This window comes from Pantoea sp. UBA5035, from assembly GCF_002415245.1.
Lineage (GTDB): Bacteria > Pseudomonadota > Gammaproteobacteria > Enterobacterales > Enterobacteriaceae > Pantoea > Pantoea septica.
Map to the genome: position 1 here is coordinate 178,854 of NZ_DICD01000028.1, position 23,830 is coordinate 202,683.

Genomic DNA, 23,830 nt, shown 5'->3' on the forward strand with positions numbered 1-23,830 from the left:
GGTTGGGAGTTATGATGATCCGCCAACCTCAACGCTTTTCCGACGCGCACTTCGCGCCCATTCTCGCCCGCTTCGTTCAGCGCCAGCCGCTGGTGCACTGTATGACCAACGACGTGGTGCAGAACATCACCGCCAACGTCCTGCTGGCGCTCAACGCCTCGCCCGCCATGGTGATCGATCCTGATGAGGCCGCGCAGTTCGCCGCCGTGGCCGACGCCTTGCTGATCAACGTCGGCACGCTGACCCGCGATCGCCGCGACGCCATGCTGGCGGCGGTGCAGGCCGCCGACGCGGCGCAAACGCCCTGGGTGCTCGATCCGGTCGCGGTCGGCGCGCTGCGCCTGCGCACTGAGTTCTGCCAGCAGCTTCTTGCCCTGCGACCTGTCGCCGTACGCGGCAACGCCTCTGAAATTCTCGCGCTGGCGCACCAGAGCGCAGGCGGACGCGGCGTGGATACGCAGCACCAGTCGGAAGCGGCGCTTGAGGCGGCGCGTGAGCTGGCGCGGCAACATCAGACGCTGGTGGCGATTAGCGGCGAGGTTGATTACGTTACCGACGGCACTGAGACGCTAAGCGTACCCGGCGGCAGCGCGCTGATGACGCGCGTGGTCGGCACCGGCTGTTCGCTCTCCGCCGTGGTGGCCGCCTTTTGCAGTCTGCCTGGCGACCGGCTGAGCAATGTCGCCAGCGCCTGCCGCGTCATGGCGCTGGCGGGCGAACGCGCTGCCGCGCAGACCGCCGCGCCCGGCAGCTTCGCCGCGCTATTTATTGATGCCCTGTGGCAGCTGGCACAGGAGGCGCGCGCATGAAACGTATCAACGCGCTGACCATTGCCGGCACCGATCCCAGCGGCGGCGCCGGCATCCAGGCCGATCTCAAGGCCTTTTCGGCGCTCGGCGCCTATGGCACCAGCGTCATTACCGCGCTGGTGGCGCAAAACACCTGCGGCGTGCAGTCGGTTTATCGCATTGAGCCAGACTTTGTAGGCGCGCAGCTCGATTCGGTACTCAGCGATGTGCGCATCGACACGGCGAAAATCGGCATGCTGTCGGAAACCGCCATCGTGCAGATCGTGGCGGAAAAGCTGAAACGAGCCGACATCTCTTTCGTGGTGCTGGATACGGTGATGGTGGCGAAAAGCGGCGATCCCTTGTTCTCGCCTGACGCCATCGCCAGCGTGCGCGAGCTGCTGCTGCCGCAGGTCTCGTTAATTACGCCCAATTTGCCGGAGGCGGCGGCGCTGCTGGAGTGCGCGCCGGCGAGCAACGAAGAGGCGATGCTGGAGCAGGGCGAAGCGCTGCTGGCGCTCGGCTGCCAGGCGGTGCTGATGAAGGGCGGCCATCTCAGCGACAGTGAAAGCCCGGACTGGCTCATCACCCGTGACGGCGCGGAGCGCTTTACCGCGCCGCGCGTCAATACGCGTCATACCCACGGCACCGGCTGTTCGCTCTCCGCCGCGCTGGCGGCGCTGCGTCCGCGTCATAGCAGCTGGGCAAACACGCTGCGCGAGGCGAAAGCCTGGCTGCAGCAGGCGCTGATGCAGGCCGATACGCTGGAAGTAGGCAAGGGAATTGGGCCGGTGCACCATTTTCATCGCTGGTGGTAGGGTAAAACGCCTTAACCGGGTCAATTTTGCTACGGATCCGTCTGAAAAATGGAGTCAGCAATTTGCGTCGTGATTCGGCGACGTTCAGGCTGTGGTGGCTCGCGCCGGTCTGCGCCGGCGCATCACCTTTTTCTGACAGGAGTTAACATGACGGACATCGTACAGTTACTGGGCCAGGACGCGGATTCTCTTCTTCAGCATCGCTGTCTGGCGCTTCCCGCAGAAAACCTCTATTTGCCCGGTCCGGATTATGTCGATCGCGTGATGATCGACAATAACCGTTCGCCTGCTGTGCTGCGCAATATGCAGACGCTGTACAACACCGGCCGCCTGGCGGGAACCGGCTATCTCTCAATTCTGCCGGTGGATCAGGGCGTCGAACATTCTGCAGGCGCCTCTTTTGCCGCCAATCCGCACTATTTCGATCCCAAACATATCGTCGAGCTGGCGATTGAGGCGGGCTGCAACTGCGTGGCGTCAACCTATGGCGTGCTGGCGTCGGTGGCGCGTCGTTATGCGCATCGCATTCCCTTTATGGTGAAGCTGAATCATAACGAAACCCTGAGCTACCCGACGCAGTACGATCAAACGCTCTATGCCAGCGTCGAGCAGGCGTTCAATATGGGCGCGGTGGCGGTCGGCGCCACGATCTATTTCGGTTCCGAACAGTCGCGCCGCCAGATAGAGGAGATCGCCGCCGCCTTCGAGCGCGCGCACGAGCTGGGCATGGTTACCGTGCTCTGGGCCTATCTGCGCAATAACGATTTCAAGAAAGATGGCGTCGACTATCACGCCAGCGCCGATCTGACCGGCCAGGCTAACCATCTGGCGGCGACCATCGGGGCGGATATCGTTAAGCAGAAGCTGGCGGAGAACAACGGCGGCTATAAGGCGGTGAAGTTCGGTCATACCGACGAGCGCGTCTACAGCACCCTGACCACGGATAACCCGATCGATCTGGTGCGCTACCAGCTGGCGAACTGCTATATGGGCCGCGCCGGGCTGATTAACTCCGGCGGCGCGTCGGCGGGCGAAACCGATATCGCGGAGTCGGTGCGCACGGCGGTGATCAATAAGCGCGCGGGCGGCATGGGGCTGATCCTGGGGCGTAAGGCGTTTAAGAAGTCGCTGAAGGATGGCGTGGCGCTGATTAATGCGGTGCAGGATGTTTATTTGTCGAAAGAGGTCACCATAGCCTGATTAAACCTGGCTTCGCCGCCGGCGGTTTAATGGATTTGAGAGAATGCAGAGGTGAAAAGGCGAAGAGGCCAGCTGAGCGCTGGCCTCTTTTATGGTTGCGTGCAGTTTACAGCGACTCAAACCACTCGCTGTTGCGCTCGGCAATCGGCGTAATCGAGAAAATCATCTCCTGCAGATGGCGGCGCATCGCCGCTTCGGCCGCGTCGGCATCGTGGTTTTTCAGCGCCGACAGGATCTCTTCATGCTGCTCAATCAGGCTGTCCGGCGGCGAGACCTCGCTCAGCGTCAGAAAACGCACGCGGTCCATCGCCGCTTTGATATTCTCTACCGTCTCCCACGCCAGCAGGCAGTTGATACTCTCGGCAATCAGGCGGTGAAACTCATCGTCGAGGCTGAGAAACGCCTGGCTGTCATGGCGATCGGCGGCCATCTTCTGCAGCTGAAGGTTGTGCTCCAGCGCCATTAGCGCCACCGGCTCTATCTCCAGCGCGGCGCGGCGCACGACCGACACCTCTACCGCTTCGCGAATAAAGCGGCCGTCCGCGACGCGACGCGCAGAGATTTTACGCACGAAGGTGCCGCGCTGCGGCAACACCTGCACCAGACCCGCTTCCGCCAGCTTGATAAAGGCTTCGCGCACCGGCTGACGCGACACGTTAAACCGGGCCGACACTTCTTTTTCTGACAGCAGCGAACCCGGCTGAATGACGCAGGTCACGATATCCTTACGCAGATAACGATAAATCTGCTGGTTAACCGGTTCGCTGGTGGTGATGGTATAGGCGATTGACATGCGGCATATCCGTATTACGGCTGGCCGCAGCCAGCCCGTTGGGAAAGTGTCAGTCTAATCAGCGCGCTGCGACTGCGCCAGCGCTTTTGATACTGAACAATTACGGCGAACCCACCGCCTGCGCCACCGTAGCGCGCGCGCCGTGCTCGCGCAGCTGCAGCCAGAAGCGCGTCAGCGTCGCAACCACCTGCGCATTCTGCGCCAGATCCTCGCCAAATACCGCTTTCATGCCCAGCAGCGCCTTCACGCGCGCTTCGCCTTCGCCGCTGCCGGCTACGCGCGCCGCCAGTTCCGCCTTCAGTGGATCGCGGATGTCGATTGGCGCGCCTTGCTCGTCCACGCCGCCGACATAGCGCATCCAGCCCGCGACGCCCAGCAGCAGCAGGTCGCAGTTGCTGCCGTTGCGCAGATGCCAGCGCACGCTGTCGAGCAGGCGCTGCGGCAGCTTCTGCGTGCCGTCGGTCGCTATCTGATAAGTGCGATGCTTGATAGCGCGGTTTTCATAGCGCGCGATCAGCGAGTCGGCGTAGGCGGTGAGATCCACGCCCTGGGTGCGCAGCGTCGGCGCCTGCTGTTCCAGCATCAGCCTGCGCGCGGCGGTGCGCAGGTTCGCGTCCGCCATACAGTCGCTGATGTGCTCATAGCCGGAGAGGAAGCCGAGATAGGCCAGAAACGAGTGGCTGCCGTTAAGCATACGCAGCTTCATTTCCTCAAACGGCAGCACGTCCTTAACCAGCTCGGCACCGGCCTGCTCCCAGGCGGGCCGGCCGCTAACGAAATTATCCTCGATGACCCACTGAAAAAACGGTTCTGCTTCCACCGCAACCGGATCGCGACTGCCGAGACGCTCGGCAAGCTGGGTAAACGCGCTGTCGGTCATCGCCGGAACGATGCGATCGACCATGGTAGAGGGGAAGGTGACATGCTGCTGGATATAGTCCGCCAGCGCGCTATCCTGCCGCTGCGCCAGCTGCACAATCACATTGCGCGTGACGTGGCCGTTTTCCGGCATATTGTCGCAGGACATCACGCTGAAGGGCGGCAGGCCTGCGTCGCGACGGCGGCGGATGGCCGCCAGAATCAGGCCCGGCAGCGAGCGAGGCGCATCGGGATGGGCCAGGTCATGCACAATATCGGGATGATCCGGGTTGAGATCGCCGCTGGCGGGATGATGGCAGTAGCCTTTCTCGGTGACCGTCATCGAGACAATCGCCACGTCCGGCTGGCTCATGGCGGCGATCACCGCCTCGATGCCGTCGCTTTTGCCGTGCAGCGCCGAGGTAATCACGCCGATAATCCGCGTGTTGAGCGAATTGTCGGCCATTTCCGTCAGGCTATAGAGGTGATCCTGCTGACGCAGCGCCTGGATCAGCTCGCCGCTGTTGAGGTTAACTTCGCAATAGCCCCAGTCGCTGCCCTGTTCCGCCAGCTTGTCGCTGCATAACGCCTGATGCGCGCGATGAAAAGCGCCGAAGCCGATATGCACCATGCGGGTTTTCAGTTTGCGGCGATCGTAGCGCGGGCGCTGCACGTCGGCGGGAAGGCGATCAATCTCTAACATAGTTCGTCCTTATGGCAAACGGGGCGTCCTGCGCCCCGTGATTCAGTCATGTAAAACCTGCTGCTTACGCCGAAATCGGCTTTTTGCTCGCTTTCGGGCTGCGGATAACGAACAGCACCAGGAAGGCGCCGACGGCAGCGACGCCGCCTGCCAGCACGAAGGCGCTGTCGAACTTGCCGGTATGCTGCACGATAAAGCCGGTGACAATCGGACCGATAATGCCCGACAGGCTGCCCACCAGATGGATAAAGCCGCTGATGCTGCCGACGCGGCTCTTGTGCACCACGTCCTGAATAATCGCCCAGTAGATGGCGCCGGTGATGTAGAGGAAGAAGATAGAGATCGACATCATCATGACCGCAGAGTTGACCTCTTTTACCGTACCCGCCAGCGCCACACAAACGGCGGCGGCGAACAGTGAGACCACCAGCACAATTTTACGGGAGAGCAGTAACCTGCCGGTAATATTGAAGATCTTGTCTGAGATCCAGCCGCCGAGCGCGAGGCCGACGAAGCCGACAATCCACGGGATCATGGTAGTGATCGACATCGATTTAATATCCAGGCCGTGCGCCTGCACCAGATAGGCAGGGAACCAACTCAGGAAGAAGAACAGAATATAGTTGTAGCAGAAGAAGGCGAAAGCGGTGACCAGAATAATCGGCTGACGCAGATAGTAGCCGAATCCGTGCGACGCCTGCGCCAGATCCGCCTCTTCGCCCGGCTGCTCGGCTTTCAGCTGGTCGACCAGCGCGCGCTCCTCGGCGGAAACGTGGCGGCTCTTCGCCGGGTTATCCGCCGAAACGAACAGCCAGATCGCCATCCACACCAGACCGATCAGGCAGATGATCACGAAGGCCGGACGCCAGCCGAACGCGAGCGCGAGATAGCCGATAATCGGCCCGGCGATCGCGCCGCCCAGCGGCGAGCCGGCGCTCAGCAGGCCCATTGCGGTGGCCGCCTGTTTTTTCGGAAACCAGCCGTTAATCGCTTTGTTGGCCGAGGCGCAAATAGGGCCTTCCGCCATGCCGAACAGCACGCGCAGGATCAGCATCGACCAGAAGCCGGTCGCCAGCGCGGTCATGCCGCAGAACAGCGACCACATGCCGACCGCGATGCCGAGCACGATTTTGGGGCCGAAGCGGTCAGTGGCGACGCCGCCGACGAAGTTGAACAGGGCATAGCCGAAGAAGAAGCTGCCGAAGATCATGCCGAACTGTTCGGCGTTGATCGCCAGATCTTTTTCTACCAGCGGTAGGGTCAGAGAGAGGGCGACACGATCGAGGTAATTGATCATGTAAACAAGAAACAACAGCAGTACGATTGTCCAGCGCAGATTTTTAAACATAGTGGCTCCAACGCTTTTTTATAGTGATATAACGCCGGCAGCACGCCGCCGGCTGAATCCCCGGTGAGGGTAGGGCAACAGCTACATGGCCAGCACGACCTTGCAGCAGGTACGGGGGTCTTTTTCGAACAGCGTCATCGCGCGTTCGATCTCGTCGAGCGAAAAATAGTGCGTAACCAGTTTTTCCGGCTGGATCAGGCCCTGTTCCATCCATTCAATTACCTGCGGAAAGCGGTGGCTGTTAAGACGCGAGGTAAACAGCGACAGCTCTTTGCTGGTCAGGCTTTGTTGGGTAATGCTGCAGGGCTCGCCGGAGAAGCCGAGTAGACCGATACGGGCGGCGGGCGAGGCGAGCGCCGCCGCTTCCGCCAGAATAGAGGGGTGACAGGCGGCGTCGATAATCAGCGTCGGCTGCACGCCTTCCAGCTGGGCCGCCAGCGGCGCCTCGGCGTTGTTGAACACCCGATCCGCGCCGTTGGCTTTCGCCAGCTCAAGACGTTCCGGCAGACGATCCACCACCAACACCTGCGCCACCTTAAAGACGCCTTTCAGCACCTGAATCGCCGTCAGGCCCATCGGTCCGGCGCCGTAGATCAGCGCCACATCCTGCGGCTGCGGCTTGAGGAACGCGGTGATATTGGCTGCGATGGTGAACGGCTCTACCATGCTGGCGAGTTTGTCTGGAATAGTTGCCGGCAGCCGGTACGCATTACCGGCCGGCGCAACCGCATATTCGCTAAAGCCGCCGTCGCGGTGCACGCCGATGACGCTCAGCGTGGTGCAGACGTTAGGACGGCCCACCGAGCAGGGATAGCAGCTACCGCAGCTCACGACGGGATCGACCGCTACCCGCTCGCCGATGCGGCTGGCGTCGACTTCGTCGCCGACCGCGTCAATCACGCCGAAAAACTCGTGGCCGATGACGCGCGGATATTTCGCGAAAGGGTTATGGCCGTGCCAGATATGCACGTCAGAGCCGCAGATGCTGGCGTATTTCACCTTGACGCGGACTTCGCCCGCTGCGGGCGTTGGCAGCGGACGCTCCGCCAGCACCAGCTCGCCGGGTTGTTCAATCACGACACTTTTCATGATGCGCTCCTTACCAGTTCCACAGCGTGCCGTCTTCCAGACGGGCCACCGGTAGATAGGCGGGTTCATAGGGATATTTCGCCGCCAGCTTCTCGTTGAACTCGATACCCAGACCTGGCTTGTCGCCCGGATGCATAAAGCCGTCTTCGAACGTCCAGCTGGCGTCGAACAGCTCCATCATCTGCTCGGAGAAGCCCATGTACTCCTGCACGCCGAAGTTCGGCACCCACAGGTCAAAGTGCAGCGCCGCCGCCATGCAGACCGGCGAGAGATCCGACGGGCCGTGCGAGCCGGTGCGCACCTGATAGAGCGAAGCGAAATCGGCGATGCGGCGCATGCCGGTGATGCCGCCCGCGTGGGTGATGGTGGTGCGGATATAGTCGATCAGCTGCTCTTCAATCAGCTGTTTGCAGTCCCAGATGCTGTTGAAGACTTCGCCCACCGCAATTGGCGTCACGGTATGCTGGCGGATCAGGCGGAAGCACGCCTGGTTTTCCGCCGGCGTCGGATCTTCCATCCAGAACAGGCGGTAATCTTCGACGCTTTTGCCGAAGCGCGCCGCTTCAATCGGCGTCAGGCGATGATGCATATCGTGCAGCAGATGTTCGTTAAAGCCGAACTTGTCGCGGATCGCTTCGAACAGCTTCGGGGTAAAGTCGAGGTATTTCTCGGTCGACCACAGCTGCTCTTCCGGCCAGTTGCCTTTGGTCGCCGGCTCATAGGCGAGACCTTTGCCTTTCGCCATACCGTAGGTGGTCTTCATGCCCGGCACGCCGCACTGGGTGCGGATCGCCTTGAAGCCCATCTCTTTGTGCTTTGCGTAGTCGTCCATCACTTCGTCGATGGTATGGCCGGTGGTATGGCAATAAACCATTACGCCGGTGCGCGACGCGCCGCCCAGCAGCTGGTAAAGCGGCATATTGGCGGCTTTGCCTTTGATATCCCACAGCGCCATATCGACCGCGGAGATCGCCGACATCGTGACCGGCCCGCGGCGCCAGTAGGCGCCTTTATAGAAGTACTGCCAGATATCTTCGATCTGATGCGCGTCACGGCCGATCAGCTGCGGGCAGATATGATCTTTCAGGTAAGAGGCGACCGGCAGTTCGCGCCCGTTGAGCGTGGCGTCGCCAATGCCGGTAATGCCGTCGTCGGTAGTGATTTTCAGCGTAACGAAGTTTCTGCCTGCGCAGGTGACAAAGACTTCAGCGTTAACAATTTTCATCTCTCATAGCCTTCTTTCAGCAATCAATGCTGAAAAAGTACGCGCATTTATACTACCATACAAGTTGGTGTAACAGAGTTGTGAAGGCAATCACAGAGAGGATTTCGCGCTCTGCCTGTGGTAAGAAATCGATGCCGAATTGGGGTTACAGGCTGCATAAAAGTTAAAACGCGGGCCAGGCTGCCCGCGTAAGCACTTATCTTACCGCCTGAAATGCTGCCTCAGGCTAACAACGCGCACTGCGGCGGCAAGCGGCAGCTCAGCGCGCCGGGCATCACCTCAATTTCAAACTCGCGGCCGGAGAGCGGTTCGCCATCCAGATTAAAGGTCATCTCATTAGGGGAAACGATGCGCAGCGAGGTCAGCTTCGCGGTCACGATATTCGGGTTGTCATCGTTGCTGGTCAGCGAGTGCAGCAGGGTAGGCAGCAGCTCCTGTGCGGTGACGATGCTCACATCGAGCTGGCCGTCATTGATCAGCGCCGACGGACACAAGCGCTGCCCGCCGCCCGCCTGGCGTCCATTGCCGACGCCGATCGCCAGCGCGTCGCCCTGCCACTGAAAACCGGGGCCGGAAATCTCGCAGCTGTCTGGCTTCAGCGTATCCATGCGCATCAGGCCGTGAATAAAATAGGAGACGCCGCCCAGCGCAGATTTTAACTTTTCCGGCGTTTCGGTGGTGATACGGGTGCCGAAACCGCCGGTCGCCATATTAATGAAATAACGATCCTGATTAACCCGCGCCAGATCGATCACGTGGGCTTTGCCCTGAACCGCGAGGCGCAGCGCAGGCTCCATCTCGGCAGGAATGCCGACGCTGGTGGCGAAATCATTAGCGGTGCCCAGAGGAAGAATGCCGAGCACCGGCCGACGCGCGGCGTCAACGGCGGCCAGCGCGGTAGCGATCTCGTTAATGGTGCCGTCGCCGCCGCCGGCGACCACGGTCTCAGCGCCCAGCCGCAGCGCTTCTTCAACGTAGCGTTCGCCGTCGCCTTTCTCCCAGGTAACGCGCACGGCGACGTCGAAGCCTTCATCGCGCAGCGCGGTGACGGCCGCACGCAAATCTTCGTTGCCTGCGCCTTTGCCATTAAGAATAAGTAGAGTAAGCGGTCGTTTTTCCATTTTCCGGTCCTTGAAAACCCACAAAGATTTCTGCTTATAGCATAGTCAGGCGGGAAAATTTACGGGAGAAAAGCGGAAAAAAGAAAACCCGCACGGGGGAGCCGGGCGGGTGAATGAGGTGGTTCCTGATACAACAGCTATTAGTTGTTACTCGTTCGCAGCAGGCGCGACTATAAAGGAGCGCGCCGCGGCGGTCTGTGATCCTGTTCTAACTTCATCGGTTTACTTGCGGGACGTGAGTAATTTGCTATGGGGATCGCGCGTGCTGCTGCCGTCGGTAAAATTGCGCAGCAGCAGACCAAAGGCGAGCTCGACGTCTGCGGGCACCGGCATCCAGACGCGATGGCCGTCGCCGGGCGCCACCTCAATGGCGCCGCCGCGCGCGTCCTGCAGCGCCTCCAGCGTGCAGTTCAGGTTGCCGTTCGGCGTCATGATCTCCAGGCTGTCGCCGAGCAGAAATTTATTCTTCACCGCAACCTCCGCCCAGTCGCCGCGCCGCTCGCCGGTAAATTCGCCGACAAACTGCTGACGCTCGGAGATCGAATAGCCCTGCGCATAGTTTTGATAGCTGTCGTGGGTATGGCGGCGCAAAAAGCCCTCGGTATAGCCGCGATGCGCCAGACCTTCCAGCGTGGTCAGCAGCTCAGGATCGAAAGGTTTGCCGGCTGCGGCGTCGTCGATAGCGCGGCGGTAAACCTGCGCCGTCCGCGCGCAGTAGTAAAACGATTTGGTGCGGCCTTCGATCTTCAGCGAATGGACGCCCATCTCGCTCAGGCGTTCAACGTGCGCCACGGCACGCAGATCCTTCGAGTTCATGATGTAGGTACCGTGCTCATCTTCAAAGGCGCTCATCACTTCGCCCGGCTTCATCTTCTCTTCCAGCAGAAAGACCTTATCGGTTGGCTGGCCAAGCCCTAGCGTCGGCGTCACCTCCTGCACTTCGACGATATTGCCGACCTCGTCCTGTTTGCCTTCCTCAACCTTATACTCCCAGCGGCAGGCGTTGGTGCAGGTGCCCTGATTCGGGTCGCGCTTGTTCATATAGCCGGAGAGCAGGCAGCGGCCGGAGTAGGCCATGCAGAGCGCGCCGTGCACAAAGATCTCGATCTCCATCTCCGGCACCTGCTGGCGGATCTCCGCGATCTCCTCCAGCGACAGTTCGCGCGACAGGATCACGCGCGTCAGCCCCATCTGCTGCCAGAACTTCACCGTCGCCCAGTTGACCGCATTGGCCTGCACCGAAAGATGGATCGGCATCTGCGGAAAGGCCTCGCGCACCAGCATAATCAAACCGGGATCGGACATGATCAGCGCGTCCGGCTGCATCTCCACCACCGGCGTCAGGTCGCGAATAAAGGTCTTTAGCTTGGCGTTATGCGGCGCGATATTGACCACCACATAGAACTTCTTGCCCAGCGCGTGGGCTTCGGCAATGCCTTTGGCGAGGTTGTCATGGGTGAATTCGTTATTGCGCACGCGCAGGCTGTAGCGGGGCTGGCCGGCATAAACCGCGTCCGCCCCATAGGCGAAGGCGTAGCGCATATTCTTCAGCGTACCCGCTGGAGAGAGCAGTTCTGGTTTCATGGTGTTCTCACTGATGTCAGGTCAGCATGCCGCCTGGCGCGGCACGTGCCGTGGCCGCAAGGTGAGCGGCCCGGCAAAAGGTGCAAAATTGTAGGCGGCGACGCGCGTCAGTTAGTTGATCTAGATCAACTGGCACAGATCCGCTTCCCAGCGATAGCCCATGCCGTAGACGGCGCGGATAAACGGCTGGTCGGCGTCAAGATTCTCCAGCTTGCGCCGCAGATTTTTGATATGGCTGTCGATGGTGCGATCGGTCACAACGCGGTAGTCGTCGTAGAGATGATTGAGCAGCTGCTCGCGCGAAAAAACTTTGCCCGGCTCCAGCGCCAGGGTTTTCAGCAGACGGAATTCGGCGGGGGTCAGCTCCAGAGGCTGTTCGCGCCAGCTCGCCTGGAAGCGGCCTTCGTCGATTTTCAGCAGCGACGCCTTGCCGGGCTCTTCCGGCGCGCGCTTCACGCGGCGCAGAATGGTTTTCACGCGCGCCACCACTTCGCGCGGGCTGAAGGGCTTACAGATGTAGTCATCCGCCCCGATTTCCAGGCCAAGCAGGCGATCGATCTCCTCGGTGCGCGCCGTCACCATAATGATCGGCAGCTCAGAGAAGCGGCGGATTTCGCGGCACAGCGACAGGCCATCTTTGCCGGGCAGCATGAGATCCAGCAGCATCAAGTCGGGCGGCGTCTGCTGGACGAAAGGCAGCACGTCGCTGCCGTGGGCGATATGGTGCGTGCGGTAGTTGGAGGCTTCAAGATAGTCGATCATCAGCTGCGCCAGCTTCGGCTCATCTTCCACTACCAGAATCAGCGGGTCGGTTTTTTCGGCGGTCATCATCAGTTACGGCTGGGGAACATAGCGCAATTGTAGCGCGATTTTCAGTCCACCTAAATCAGAGTGCTCCGCAGCAATATGGCCGCCGTGGGCGTCGACGATATTTTTGCAGATCGCCAGTCCCAGCCCGGAGCCGCCGCTGGCGCGATTGCGCGATCCTTCCGTGCGGAAAAAGCGTTCGAAGATTTTCGCCTGTTGCTGCGCGTCGACGCCTGGCGCGCTGTCGACAAAGCTCATCTGCCACCAGGGCGCCTCATAGGTGAGCCGCACCTCGACCTGGCCCGGCGCGTCGGTATAGCGCAGGCTGTTCTCCAGCAGATTGGTGAAGAGCTGCATCAGGCGATCGGGATCGCCGAAGAAAGGCGCTTCGTCCGGCATCTGCAGCGTCAGCGTCAGCCCGTGGCTGCGATAGCGCTCGTTGAAGCTGCCGGCGGCCACCTCCAGCAGCTGCACCAGATCGGTGGCCTGTTTGCGATAGGCGAGGGCGCCTTCGTCGGAGAGCGAAAGCTGATGCAGATCGTCCACCAGCTTGCTGAGCACCCCGACTTCGCTCTGCAGCGAGCCGATCGCCTCCGGCGTTAGCTTGCGCACGCCGTCCTGCATCGCTTCCAGCTCGCCGCGCAGGATCGCCAGCGGCGTACGTAGCTCGTGGGAGATATCGGCCATAAAGGCGCGGCGCATGCTCTCGTTCTTTTCCAGCGAGCTGGCCAGACGGTTAAAGTCCTGTGCCAGCTGGCCCAGTTCGTCGCGGCTGCCGACCTCGACGCGCGTAGCGAAATTGCCCGCCGCCAGATGATGGGTGCCCGCTACCAGCCGCTTGACCGGCGCCAGCAGGCCGCGCGACATCAGCCAGGTGACCAGCGCCGCCAGCAGCGTCGACAGGCCGACAATCAGCCAGCTGGTGCGCTTCTGCTGATGATCGAAATTGATATCGGTGCTGCGCGTCAGCCGCTCCGGCGGCGAACCCACCACCCAGCCGACCACTTTACCGTTGCTGGTAGTGATATTACGGCGCGAGCCCTCCGGCGGCACCGGCGCGCGCGGCCCGACCAGCACCTTATACTGCTGGTCGATAATCCAGAACTGGGTGCGCCAGCCGTGCGGTGGCAGCTGGTTATTGCTGTCGGGATTCTGCTCCAGCGAGCGCAGCATGGTGAACACCAGCCGATCGTTATGCCGCAGGAAATCCCAGTTGCCGTGCTGCTCATACTGATCCGCCAGCGCATCGCCGAGCATGGCGAGCCGCTGCTCGTTGCCGCGCTTGATGTAGTCGACAAAGCCGTGCTCGAAGCTCAGACGCACGCCCCAGTGCATAGTGATCAGCACCAGCATGCAGGTGGAAAAAATCGCTAAAAAGAGTTTGGCGCTGATGCCCAGGCGCAACGGCAACTTCATGGTTTTCTCCGGCGTCGCAGATCGACGTTTTGACTGGTTTCCTTCGGCACGCGCCAGAACACCAGCGCAGGCAGGGCGATAATCAGCGCCATGCAGGCGTAGGCGGTCATAAACAGGCTGTGGGTATGGTCGCTGCTGGCCAGCGCATCCTGGCCGAACGCGCCTAAGAGCAGGCCGGCGATGGTGACGCCGACGCTCATCGACAGCTGCATAATCATCGACAGCAGGCTGTTGCCGCTGGAGGCGAGCGCGTCCGGCAGATCCTTCAGCGTCAGGGTATTCATCGAGGAGAAGCGCAGCGCGTTAACCATGCCCTGCATCAGCAGCACCAGCGGCAGCAGCCACAGCCAGCCGAGCAGCGCCACCAGCGGAAAGAGCAGCACCACGACGGCGAGCGCCAGCGTGGTGCCGACCAGCGCGTTGCGGTAGCCGAACAGGTTAACGATACGCACCACCATGCGTTTGATGCCCATATTGCCGAGCACCATCGGTATCATCATCAGCCCGGCGTGAAACGGCGTAAAGCCCATGCCGACCTGCAAAAATATCGGCGTCATAAAAGGCAGCATGCCGCTGCCGATACGGCCTAAAAAGCTGCCGAGCAGACCAATTGAGTAGAGGCGGTTGTCGAACAGCTTCAGGCTGAACAGCGCATTGTCGTTGCCGCGCGCATGCATCAGATAATACAACAGCGAAAAGAGGCCGATCAGGATCATCGCGCCGAGCAGCAGCGAGGAACCGCCGCTGCTGCGCTGGCCGTCGAGCGCCAGGGTCAGCGTCGCCATGCCGACGGCCAGCAGCAGAAAGCCGAGAAAATCGAAGCGCCGCGTCTGCATCGAGTAGTTCGGCATCAGCGTCAGGGTGGCGATAGCGCCGATGATGCCGACCGGAATATTGATCAGGAAGATCCAGTGCCAGCTGGCATACTCCACCAGCACGCCGCCGAGCGCCGGACCGACCAGCGGGCCGATCTGTCCCGGCAGGGTGACGAAGGTCATCGCCGACATATACTGCTCGCGCGGCACGATTTTCATCACGGTCAGGCGGCCGACCGGTACCATCATCGCGCCGCCGACGCCCTGCACCACGCGCGCCATCACCAGCTGATCGAGCGTTGAAGAGAAGGCGCAGAGCAGCGAGCCGATGCTGAACAGCACGATGGCGCTGAAGAAAATGTTGCGCACGCCGAAGCGGTCAGCCAGCCAGCCGCTCATCGGCAGGGTCACGGCCACCGTCAGCAGATAGGAGACGATGACCGAATGCATATGCAGCGGGCTGACGCCCAGATCCTGCGCCATTGAGGGAAGGGCGGTGTTGACGATGGTGGTGTCCAGCGTCTGCATAAAGAAGCCGAAGGCGACAATCCATAGCTGCCAGCGAACCGTGGCGTTTTGGGCGTTCATTTGCTGTTCTCTCCTTAACTCTCCACCGGCTGGCCAATTTTACCGCGCTTGCGCCGCAGTTTATCCATATAGAGATAGACCACCGGCGTGGTATAGAGCGTCAGCAGCTGGCTCATAATCAGCCCGCCGGCGATAGTGATGCCGAGCGGCTGGCGCAGCTCCGCGCCGTCGCCGCTGGTGATCACCAGCGGCAGCGCGCCGAACAGCGCGGCGAGCGTGGTCATCAGAATCGGGCGAAAGCGCAGCAGACAGGCCTGGAAAATGGCGTCGCGCGCGCTCAGGTTGCCGTTGCGCTGCGCCTCCAGCGCAAAATCCACCATCATAATGGCGTTCTTTTTTACGATGCCGATCAGCAGCAGGATGCCGATAAGGGCGATCAGGCTAAAAGGCGTATCGAACAGCGTCAGCGCCAACAGCGCGCCGACGCCCGCGGAGGGCAGCGTCGAGAGAATGGTCAGCGGATGGACATAGCTCTCATATAATATGCCCAGCACGATATAGACGGCGGCGATGGCGGCGAGCATCAGCCAGAGCTGGCTGCTCTGCGACTGCTCAAACATCTGCGCAGTGCCGGCGAAGCTGCCGCGCACGCTGGAGGGCACGCCGATAGCCGTCATGGTGCGATCGATCGCCGCAGAGGCTTCCGACAGCGAAACGCCTTCCGGCAGGTTAAAGGAGATGGTCGAGGCGGCGGAGAGTCCCTCATGGTTGACCGACAGCGGCGCGTTGGCGGGCTGCCATCGGGCGAACCACGACAGGGGAATCGGTTTGCCGTCGCTGTTAATCACAAACATCTGATCCAGCGCGCTGATGTCCTGGGTGTAGCGCGGATCGACCTCCATCACCACCTTGTACTGATTCAACGGCTGATAGATGGTGGAGATCTGGCGCTGGCCGAAGGCGTTGTTCAGCAGGGCGTTTGCCTCCGAGACGTCGATGCCGAGGCGCGACATGCTTTCGCGATCGTAGATCAGCGCCATTTCGCTGCCTTTGTCCTGCTGATCGGAGTTGACGTCCGCCAGCTGCGGCAGCGCGGAGAAGGCCTGACGGATTTTCGGCTCCCATTCGCGCAGCGCGGCGAGGTCGTCGGAGAGCAGCGAATACTGATAGCTGGCGTTCGATTCGCGGCCGCCGGCGCGCAGATCCTGCACCGCGTTGAGATAGAGGCTGGCGCCTGGCTCTTTCGCCAGCTTCGCGCGCAGCCGGGCGATCACCGCCTGGGCATTCTCGCTGCGCTCGGAGAGCGGCTTCAGCGAGATAAACATCGAGCCGCTGTTGGTGCGCATGCCGCCGGTAAAGCCCACCACGCTCTCAACCGCCGGATCGGCCTTCACGATTACCATAAAATCCTGAAGCTTCTGGCGCATCGCCTGGAAGGAGATGCTCTGATCGGCGGAGATAAAGCCCGACAGGCGGCCGGTGTCCTGCTCCGGCATAAAGGTTTTCGGCACCTGAATAAACAGCCAGACGGTCAGGGCAACGGTGCCGAACAGCAGCAGCAGCACCCAGCGCGCATGGTTCAGCACCCAGCCCAGCGAGCGGCCGTAGCCCTGCTGGATCGCCAGCAGCATCCGGCCTGCGCCGCGCCGGCGCGGCTGGGCGCGCGGCGCATGCGGCTTCAGCAGATACGCGCACATCATCGGCGTCAGGGTGAGGGAGACCACCATCGAGATGGCGATCGCCACCGACAGCGTAATAGCGAATTCTGAGAAGAAGCGGCCTATCAGCCCGCCGGTCATCAGCAGCGGCAAAAAGACGGCGATCAGCGACAGGCTCATCGACAGCACGGTGAAACCCACTTCGCGCACGCCGGTTAGCGCCGCCTGCAAGGGTTTCATGCCCGCCTCGACGTGGCGCGCGATATTCTCCAGCACCACGATGGCGTCATCCACCACGAAACCGGTGGCGATGGTCAGCGCCATCAGCGACAGGTTATTCAGGCTGAAGCCGCACAGGTACATCGCGGCGAAGGTGCCGATCAGCGAGACCGGCACCGCGGCGGCAGGGATCAGCGTGGCGCGGCCGGAGCGCAGGAAAACGAACACCACCATAATCACCAGCACTACGGCGATGGTCAGCGACTGCTCGACCTCATGCAGCGAGGCGCGAATGGTGGGCGAGCGATCCTGCGCAATTTGCAGGTCGATGGCGGCGGGAATGGTCTGATGCAGCGTCGGCAGCTCGGCGCGAATGCGGTCGACGGTATCAATCACGTTCGCCTCTGGCGTTTTGCGCACCAGCAGCAGCACCGCGGGCTTGCCGTCCGCCATCCCGGCGTTGCGCACGTCCTGCACCGAGTCCTGCACGCTGGCGACGTCGGCCAGCTTCACCGCCGCGCCGTTGCTGTAATGCACCACCAGCGGCGCGTAGTCGCGGGCGGTTTTCAGCTCGTCGTTGGTGCGCAGCTGCCAGCGCTGCTGGCGATCCTCCACCGCGCCCTGCGGACGACGCTGGTTGGCGTTGGCGATCGCCTCGCGCACCGCGTCCAGCGAGACGCCCTGGTTAAACAGCGCCTGCGGATTCAGCGCGACGCGCACAGCAGGCAGCGAGCTGCCGCCGACCGTGACGTCGCCGACGCCTTCGATCTGCGACAGCTTCTGTGCCAGCTGGGTCGAAGCGTAGTCGTAGAGCTGGCCCGGATTATAGATATCCGAGGTCAGCGTCATGATCATAATCGGCGCGTCTGAGGGATTGACCTTGCGGTAGGTGGGGCGGCTCGGCATCCCCGTCGGCAGCAGGCTTTGCGCCGCGTTGATGGCCGCCTGCACGTCGCGCGCCGCGCCGTTGATGTCGCGGTCGAAATCGAGCACCAGAATAATGCGCGTGCTGCCGAGCGAGCTGGTGGAGGTCATTTCGCTAACGCCGGCGATGCGGCCCAGCGAACGCTCCAGCGGCGTCGCTACCGACGAGGCCATGATTTCCGGCGACGCGCCCGGCAGCGAGGCGGAAATCACTATCACCGGGAAGTCGACCTGCGGCAGCGGGGCGACCGGCAGCAGGCGAAAGCCGAGCACGCCCGCCAGCGCAATGGCAAGGGTCAGCAGCGTGGTGGCCACCGGGCGGTGAATAAACAGCGCGAAAAATCTCACTGCTCCGCCTCCCGTCCGCTAAAGCGACGGCGCGCGGCCTGGCCGAGGCGATCGAACAGCAGATAGATCACCGGCGTAGTAAACAGCGTCAGCACCTGGCTCAGGATCAGGCCGCCCACCATGGCGATGCCGAGCGGGTGACGCAGCTCTGCGCCGACGCCGGTGCTGAGCATCAGCGGCAGCGCGCCCAGCAGCGCCGCCAGCGTGGTCATCAGGATCGGGCGAAAACGCAGCAGGCATGCCTGATAGATGGCGTCATAGGGCGTCATGCCCTGCTCGCGTTCGGCGGCCAGCGCGAAGTCGATCATCATGATGGCGTTTTTCTTCACGATGCCGATCAGCAGAATAATGCCGATGATGGCGACGATATCCAGCTCGCCGCCGCTCAGTATCAACGCCAGCAGCGCGCCGACGCCGGCGGTCGGCAGCGTCGACAAAATAGTGATGGGATGGATAAAGCTCTCATAGAGCACGCCCAGCACGATATACATCGCCACGATGGCCGCCACGATCAGCCAGACGGTGCTGGTAAGCGCCGCCTCGAACGCCAGGGTGCTGCCCTGGAACTGGGTCATCAGTTCAGAGGGCATGCCGAGCCGTTCTTCCGCCGCGCTGACCGCTTTCACCGCGTCGCCCAGCGAATAGCCGTCGGCGACGTTAAAGGAGAAGGTCGCCGACGGGAACTGATCGAGATGGTTGACGCTCAGCGCGCTGTGGCGCTGCTCAACTTTCGCGATGGCGCTGAGCGGCACGCTGCCGCCGTCGGTGCTGGTCAGCCGGATGCCTTCCAGACCCGCCAGGCCCGGCGTGGCGCGGTTGTCCTGCTCCAGCACTACGCGATACTGGTTCGCCTGGGTATAAATGGTGGAGATGAGGCGCTGGCCGAAGGCGTTATAGAGCGCGTTATCGACGTCCGCCATACTGATGCCGAGGCGGCTGGCGCTGTCGCGATCGACATTGACGTACGCCTCCAGCCCCTGATCCTGCCAGTCGCTGCTGATATCGCGCAGCTCAGGCGACTGGCGCAGCGCGTCCAGCAGTTTCGGCACCCAGGTGCCGAGCGACTCCAGCGAGCCGGACTGCAGCGTGAACTGGTAAGGCGTGCGGCTTGCCTGGGTTTCAATCGTCAGATCCTGTACCGGCTGCAGCCACAGCGTGACGCCGGGAAGCTGGCTTATCTGTTGCTGCAGCCGCTGCTGCACCTGCGGGATGCGGTCGTCGCGCTCGCTCAGCGGCTTCAGGTTAATCTGCAGACGCGCGCTGTTGAGCGCGGCGTTGGTGCCGTCGACGCCGACGAAAGAGGTCATGCTCTGCACCGCCGGATCTTTCATGATCAGCGAGGCGACGTCGCGCGTGCGCTCCGCCATGCTGGCGTACGAGGCGCTCTGCGGCGCCTGCAGCGTGCCCTGGATAATGGAGTTATCCTGCTGCGGGAAAAAGCCTTTCGGAATCACTATCCACAGCAGCACGGTGAGCAGCAGCGTGCCGAGCGCCACCGACAGCGTCAGCCAGGGATGCGCCAGCACCTTGCGCAGCCAGCCGCCATACCCGGCGATCAACCGCTCGAAAAAGGCTTCGCTGGCGCGCGAAAAGCGGTTCTGCTTGCGCAGCGATTCGGCGCTCAGCATGCGCGCGCACATCATCGGCGTCAGCGTCAGCGAGACCACGGCGGAAATCAGGATCGCCACCGCCAGCGTCACGGCGAATTCGCGGAACAGACGGCCGATCACGTCACCCATAAACAGCAGCGGGATCAGCACCGCGATCAGCGAAAAGGTAAGGGAGATAATGGTAAAGCCGATTTCGCCCGCCCCCTTGAGCGCGGCGGTGAGCGGTTTTTCCCCTTTCTCCAGATAGCGGGTGATGTTTTCGATCACCACGATGGCGTCATCCACCACGAAGCCGGTGGCGATAGTCAGCGCCATCAGCGTCAGGTTATTGATAGAGAAGCCGAGGAAATACATCGCGGCGAAGGTGCCGACCAGCGACAGCGGCACCGCGACGGCGGGAATAATCGTCGCCGGCACGTTGCGCAGGAACAGATAGATAATCATCACCACCAGACCGATCGCCAGCATCAGCTCGTGCTGGGTATCGGTGACCGAGGCGCGAATATTGGTCGTGCGGTCGGTCAGCAGCTGGACCTTCACCGACTTCGGCAGCGAGGCGGTGAGCGAGGGCAACAGCGCGCGGATATTATCGGCGGTGGCGATAATGTTGGCGCCTGGCTGGCGCTGCACGTTGAGCACGATGGCGGCTTCGCGGTTCGCCCAGGCGCCAAGCCAGCGGTTTTCCGCGCCCTGTTCGATAGTGGCCACATCGCCGAGCCTTACCGGCGCGCCGTTTTTATAGCTGACGATCAGCTGACGGTAATCCTCCGCCGATTTCATCTGATCGTTGGCGGAGAGGGTAATGGAGCGCTCCGGGCCGTCGAGGCTGCCTTTCGCCGAGTTGACGTTGGCGCTGCTGATGGCGGTGCGCACCTCTTCGCTGGTCAGGCCGAGCGCCGCCAGCGCCTGAGCGTTCATCTGCACGCGCACCGCCGGTCGCTGACCGCCGGAGAGCGTCACCAGCCCGACGCCGGAGACCTGAGAGATTTTCTGCGCGACGCGCGTCTCCACCATATCCTGCACCTGGGTCAGCGGCATGCTGCTGGTGGTAACCGCCAGCGTCATGATTGGCGGATCGGCGGGATTGACCTTGCTGTAGACCGGCGGGTTAGGCAGATCGTTGGGCAGCAGGCTGGTGGCGGCGTTAATGGCGGCCTGCACTTCCTGCTCGGCGACGTCGAGCGGCAGCGTCAGCTGGAACTGCAGGGTGATCACCGACGCGCCGCCGGAGCTTTGCGACGCCATCTGTTTCAGCCCCGACATCTGGCCGAACTGGCGCTCAAGCGGCGCGGTAATCGCGGAGGTGGTAACGTCCGGGCTGGCGCCGGGATAGAGCGTCACCACCTGGATGGTGGGATAATCCACCTCCGGCAGCGCCGAAACCGGCAGAAAACGGTAGCCGAGCACGCCCGCCAGCAGAATAGCGATCATCAGCAGCGTGGTAGCGACCGGACGTAAAATAAACTGACGCGACGGCCCGCCGCTGGCGTCAGGAGGCGTAACCTGCATTACTCGCTCGCTCCTTTGGCCGGTTGCGCCGCGCGGCTGCTTTTCAGCGCGGTGCTCTGCGGCGCGACGACTTCCACCTGCGCCCCTTCCGTCAGGCGATCCAGCCCGTCGGTGACCACGCGTTCGCCTGCGCTCAGGCCGGCGTTAATCACTACCTGATGGCTGTCCTGCAGTCCGGCGGTGACGCTTTTCTTGCTCACTTTATTGTCGCTGTTCACCACCCAGACAAAGTGGCCTTCATTGCCCATCTGCAGCGCGGCGGCCGGAATAACAATCGCATCCTGCAGGGTGTTGACCTTCAGCCGCGCGTTAACGAACTGGTTGGGAAAGAGCTTATCGTCCTGATTGTCGAAGCGCGCCTTCATTTTGATGGTGCCGGTGGTGGCGTCGATCTGGTTGTCGATGCTGAGCAGCGTGCCCTGGGTCAGCAGCGTCTGGTTGCTGCGATCCCAGGCTTCGACCACCAGCGGCTGGCCGCTCTTTTGCGCCTGCATGATATCGGGCAGATAGTTTTCAGCCAGGCTGAACAGCACGTCGATGGGATGGGTCTGGGTGATTACCACCAGACCGTTGGTGTCGCCGCTGGTAATGTAGTTGCCGACGTCCACCTGTTTCAAACCGACGCGGCCCTCAATCGGCGACGTAATGCGGCTGTAGGTCAGATTGAGCTGGGCGCTGGCGACGCTGCCTTCGTCCGCCTTGATGGTCCCCAGGGTTTCGCTTACCAGCGAACGCTGGGTATCGAGCTCCTGCTGCGACACCAGCGAGGTTTTCGCCAGCTTTTCAAAACGAGCCAGATCGCGGCGGGCATTCGCCAGCGTCGCCTGATCCTTCGCCAGCTGGCCCTGCGCCTGGGTTAACGCCACCTGATAAGGGCGAGGATCGATCTCCGCCAGCAGCTGGCCCGCTTTGACCTGCTGCCCTTCCTGAAAGTGGATCGCCATCAGCTCGCCGTCGACCCGGCTGCGCACCGTTACGGTGCTGGCGGCGGTCACGGTGCCGAGCCCGCTGAGAAAGTGCGGCACGCTCTGGCTGACGGCGGCGGCGGCCTGTACCGGCGCTGGCGGAGCGCCCGCGCCGCCCTTGCCGCGATGCGGTCGGGTCGACGCCTGAGGATCGGCGTCAGGCTGCGCCGGATGGTGCCACCAGTAGTAGCCGCCTGCGGCGGCGGCCAGCACGAACAGCGTCAGCAGGCTCTTTTTCAACAAGGAAGGTCGGTTCATCTTATCGGTTGCTCTCCAGCAGTAGCGAAATCCCCAAAACGCAGGCTGAAACGCGGCAGCCTGCAAATAGCAGAGTGTAGACCCGCAACGCGGGCAGAAGTTGAAGGAATTAAGGATATCTGTCAGCCCGACGTAAGTATCCCTTTCAGAACAAACTTATCGAGGAATTACGCATAAAGCGCGCTTTTCGCTTTTGCTATGCTCTTTGTCTGGGCATTTCTTACGCAAGGAGAAGAGGATGAGTCAGGTTGAAACCCGCCAGCTCGGCGATACCGGCATTCAGGTGCCGCTGTTAACCTTTGGCGGCAACGTCTTCGGCTGGACCCTGGATGAGGCGAAGTCGTTTGCATTGCTTGATGCGCTGGTGGAAAAAGGGCTGTGGTTTATTGATACCGCCGACGTCTATTCGCGCTGGGCGCCGGGCAATAAAGGCGGCGAGTCGGAAACCATTATCGGCAACTGGCTGAAAAAGAGCGGCAAACGCGACCGCATCGTGCTGGCGACCAAGGTCGGCATGGAACTCTCGCCGGAGAAAACCGGCCTGAAGCCGCAGTATATTCGTCAGGCGGTAGAGGATTCGCTACGCCGTCTGCAAACCGACTATATCGATCTCTATCAGGCGCACCGCGACGATACCGATACGCCGCTGGCGGAAACCCTGGCGGCGTTCGATTCGCTGATCAAAGAGGGCAAGGTGCGCGCCATCGGCGCCTCGAACTATAGCGCGCCCCGCCTGCAGGAGGCGCTGAAGATCAGCGAGGAGCAGGGCCTGGCGCGTTACGCCACCCTGCAGCCTGAATACAACCTTTACGATCGCGAAGGCTACGAGTCGGCGCTGGAGGCGGTGGCGACGCAGCACGGGCTGGGCGTGATTAACTACTACTCGCTGGCCAGCGGCTTCCTGAGCGGCAAATACCGCAGCGCGGCGGATGCCGGCAAAAGCGCGCGCGGGCAGGGCGTGGTCGAGAAGTATCTTAACCCGCGCGGCCTGGCTATCCTGGCCGCGCTGGACGACATCAGCCAGGCGCACGGCGTGACGCCGACTCAGGTCGCGCTGGCGTGGCAGATTGCGCGGCCGAGCATTACCGCGCCGATCGTCAGCGCCACCTCGCTCGCCCAGCTTGACGATCTGATCGGCGCGACGCAGCTGCGCCTGACGCCAGAGGAGAGTGAAAAACTGGCGCAGGCCAGCCGCTAATCCCGCCAGACGGGGCGCTAGCGCCTCGTCATTATTTTGCGTGCCAAA

The 23,830-nt window shown here is 62.0% G+C and carries 17 protein-coding genes; 4 read left to right on the top strand and 13 right to left on the bottom strand.

Translation table 11 applies throughout. The annotated features are described in order from the left end of the window. The first annotated feature begins 14 nt into the window (after positions 1-14). The 3 genes from thiM to fbaB all read left to right on the top strand — a co-directional run bounded on the left by thiM (position 15) and on the right by fbaB (position 2,806). A complete protein-coding gene (gene thiM / locus B3229_RS20135) occupies positions 15-809 on the top strand; it encodes a hydroxyethylthiazole kinase (protein WP_410477763.1) in 795 nt (264 codons plus the stop codon). Continuing rightward, positions 806-1,606: a bifunctional hydroxymethylpyrimidine kinase/phosphomethylpyrimidine kinase gene (thiD, locus tag B3229_RS20140; RefSeq protein WP_286873829.1), complete on the top strand. Its 801-nt coding sequence runs from the start codon at positions 806-808 to the stop codon at positions 1,604-1,606. Before thiM ends, thiD begins: the two co-directional genes overlap by 4 nt. Positions 1,607-1,753: 147 nt before the next feature. Continuing rightward, positions 1,754-2,806 carry a class I fructose-bisphosphate aldolase gene (gene fbaB, locus B3229_RS20145; RefSeq protein WP_033750266.1) on the top strand — a complete coding sequence of 351 codons (1,053 nt, stop codon included), beginning with the start codon at positions 1,754-1,756 and terminating at the stop codon, positions 2,804-2,806. 106 nt (positions 2,807-2,912) lie between these two features. Here the strand turns inward: fbaB and B3229_RS20150 are convergent, their stop codons facing one another. The 13 genes from B3229_RS20150 to B3229_RS20210 all read right to left on the bottom strand — a co-directional run bounded on the left by B3229_RS20150 (position 2,913) and on the right by B3229_RS20210 (position 22,584). Further along, the gene (locus B3229_RS20150; protein WP_033750263.1) at positions 2,913-3,599 is read right to left on the bottom strand and encodes a GntR family transcriptional regulator; all 687 of its coding nucleotides are present in this window, start codon (positions 3,597-3,599) and stop codon (positions 2,913-2,915) included. A 100-nt stretch (positions 3,600-3,699) separates the two neighbouring features. Next, complete coding sequence (locus tag B3229_RS20155; protein WP_286873833.1) at positions 3,700-5,160, bottom strand: mannitol dehydrogenase family protein; 1,461 nt, start codon at positions 5,158-5,160, stop codon at positions 3,700-3,702. Between the two features lie 64 nt (positions 5,161-5,224). Continuing rightward, the gene (locus tag B3229_RS20160; protein ID WP_048785895.1) at positions 5,225-6,508 is read right to left on the bottom strand and encodes an MFS transporter; all 1,284 of its coding nucleotides are present in this window, start codon (positions 6,506-6,508) and stop codon (positions 5,225-5,227) included. An 81-nt stretch (positions 6,509-6,589) separates the two neighbouring features. Further along, complete coding sequence (locus B3229_RS20165; protein WP_048785896.1) at positions 6,590-7,597, bottom strand: Zn-dependent oxidoreductase; 1,008 nt, start codon at positions 7,595-7,597, stop codon at positions 6,590-6,592. A 10-nt stretch (positions 7,598-7,607) separates the two neighbouring features. Beyond that, positions 7,608-8,822 carry a D-mannonate dehydratase ManD gene (gene manD, locus B3229_RS20170; protein ID WP_286873836.1) on the bottom strand — a complete coding sequence of 405 codons (1,215 nt, stop codon included), beginning with the start codon at positions 8,820-8,822 and terminating at the stop codon, positions 7,608-7,610. 221 nt (positions 8,823-9,043) lie between these two features. Next, the gene (gene yegS, locus B3229_RS20175) at positions 9,044-9,943 is read right to left on the bottom strand and encodes a lipid kinase YegS (RefSeq protein WP_033750248.1); all 900 of its coding nucleotides are present in this window, start codon (positions 9,941-9,943) and stop codon (positions 9,044-9,046) included. A 222-nt stretch (positions 9,944-10,165) separates the two neighbouring features. Further along, a complete protein-coding gene (yegQ, locus tag B3229_RS20180) occupies positions 10,166-11,527 on the bottom strand; it encodes a tRNA 5-hydroxyuridine modification protein YegQ (RefSeq protein WP_286873840.1) in 1,362 nt (453 codons plus the stop codon). Between the two features lie 120 nt (positions 11,528-11,647). Further along, a complete protein-coding gene (baeR, locus tag B3229_RS20185; RefSeq protein ID WP_048785919.1) occupies positions 11,648-12,355 on the bottom strand; it encodes a two-component system response regulator BaeR in 708 nt (235 codons plus the stop codon). Positions 12,356-12,361: 6 nt separating this feature from the next. Next, entirely contained in the window at positions 12,362-13,750 is a 1,389-nt protein-coding gene (baeS, locus tag B3229_RS20190; RefSeq protein ID WP_048785903.1) for a two-component system sensor histidine kinase BaeS, read from the bottom strand. Next, complete coding sequence (gene mdtD / locus B3229_RS20195; protein WP_048785905.1) at positions 13,747-15,153, bottom strand: multidrug transporter subunit MdtD; 1,407 nt, start codon at positions 15,151-15,153, stop codon at positions 13,747-13,749. The genes baeS and mdtD overlap by 4 nt, the downstream gene beginning before the upstream one ends. Before the next feature lie 14 nt (positions 15,154-15,167). Beyond that, positions 15,168-18,242 carry a multidrug efflux RND transporter permease subunit MdtC gene (gene mdtC / locus B3229_RS20200; RefSeq protein ID WP_286873842.1) on the bottom strand — a complete coding sequence of 1,025 codons (3,075 nt, stop codon included), beginning with the start codon at positions 18,240-18,242 and terminating at the stop codon, positions 15,168-15,170. Then, a complete protein-coding gene (locus B3229_RS20205) occupies positions 18,239-21,361 on the bottom strand; it encodes an MdtB/MuxB family multidrug efflux RND transporter permease subunit (protein WP_048785910.1) in 3,123 nt (1,040 codons plus the stop codon). The genes mdtC and B3229_RS20205 overlap by 4 nt, the downstream gene beginning before the upstream one ends. Next, on the bottom strand, positions 21,361-22,584 hold the full coding sequence (locus B3229_RS20210; protein WP_048785911.1) for an MdtA/MuxA family multidrug efflux RND transporter periplasmic adaptor subunit: 1,224 nt from the start codon (positions 22,582-22,584) through the stop codon (positions 21,361-21,363). The genes B3229_RS20205 and B3229_RS20210 overlap by 1 nt, the downstream gene beginning before the upstream one ends. 238 nt (positions 22,585-22,822) lie before the next feature. Here B3229_RS20210 and B3229_RS20215 point away from each other — a divergent pair, with 238 nt between their 5' ends. Then, a complete protein-coding gene (locus B3229_RS20215) occupies positions 22,823-23,782 on the top strand; it encodes an aldo/keto reductase (protein ID WP_286873847.1) in 960 nt (319 codons plus the stop codon). Positions 23,783-23,830 lie beyond the last annotated feature (48 nt).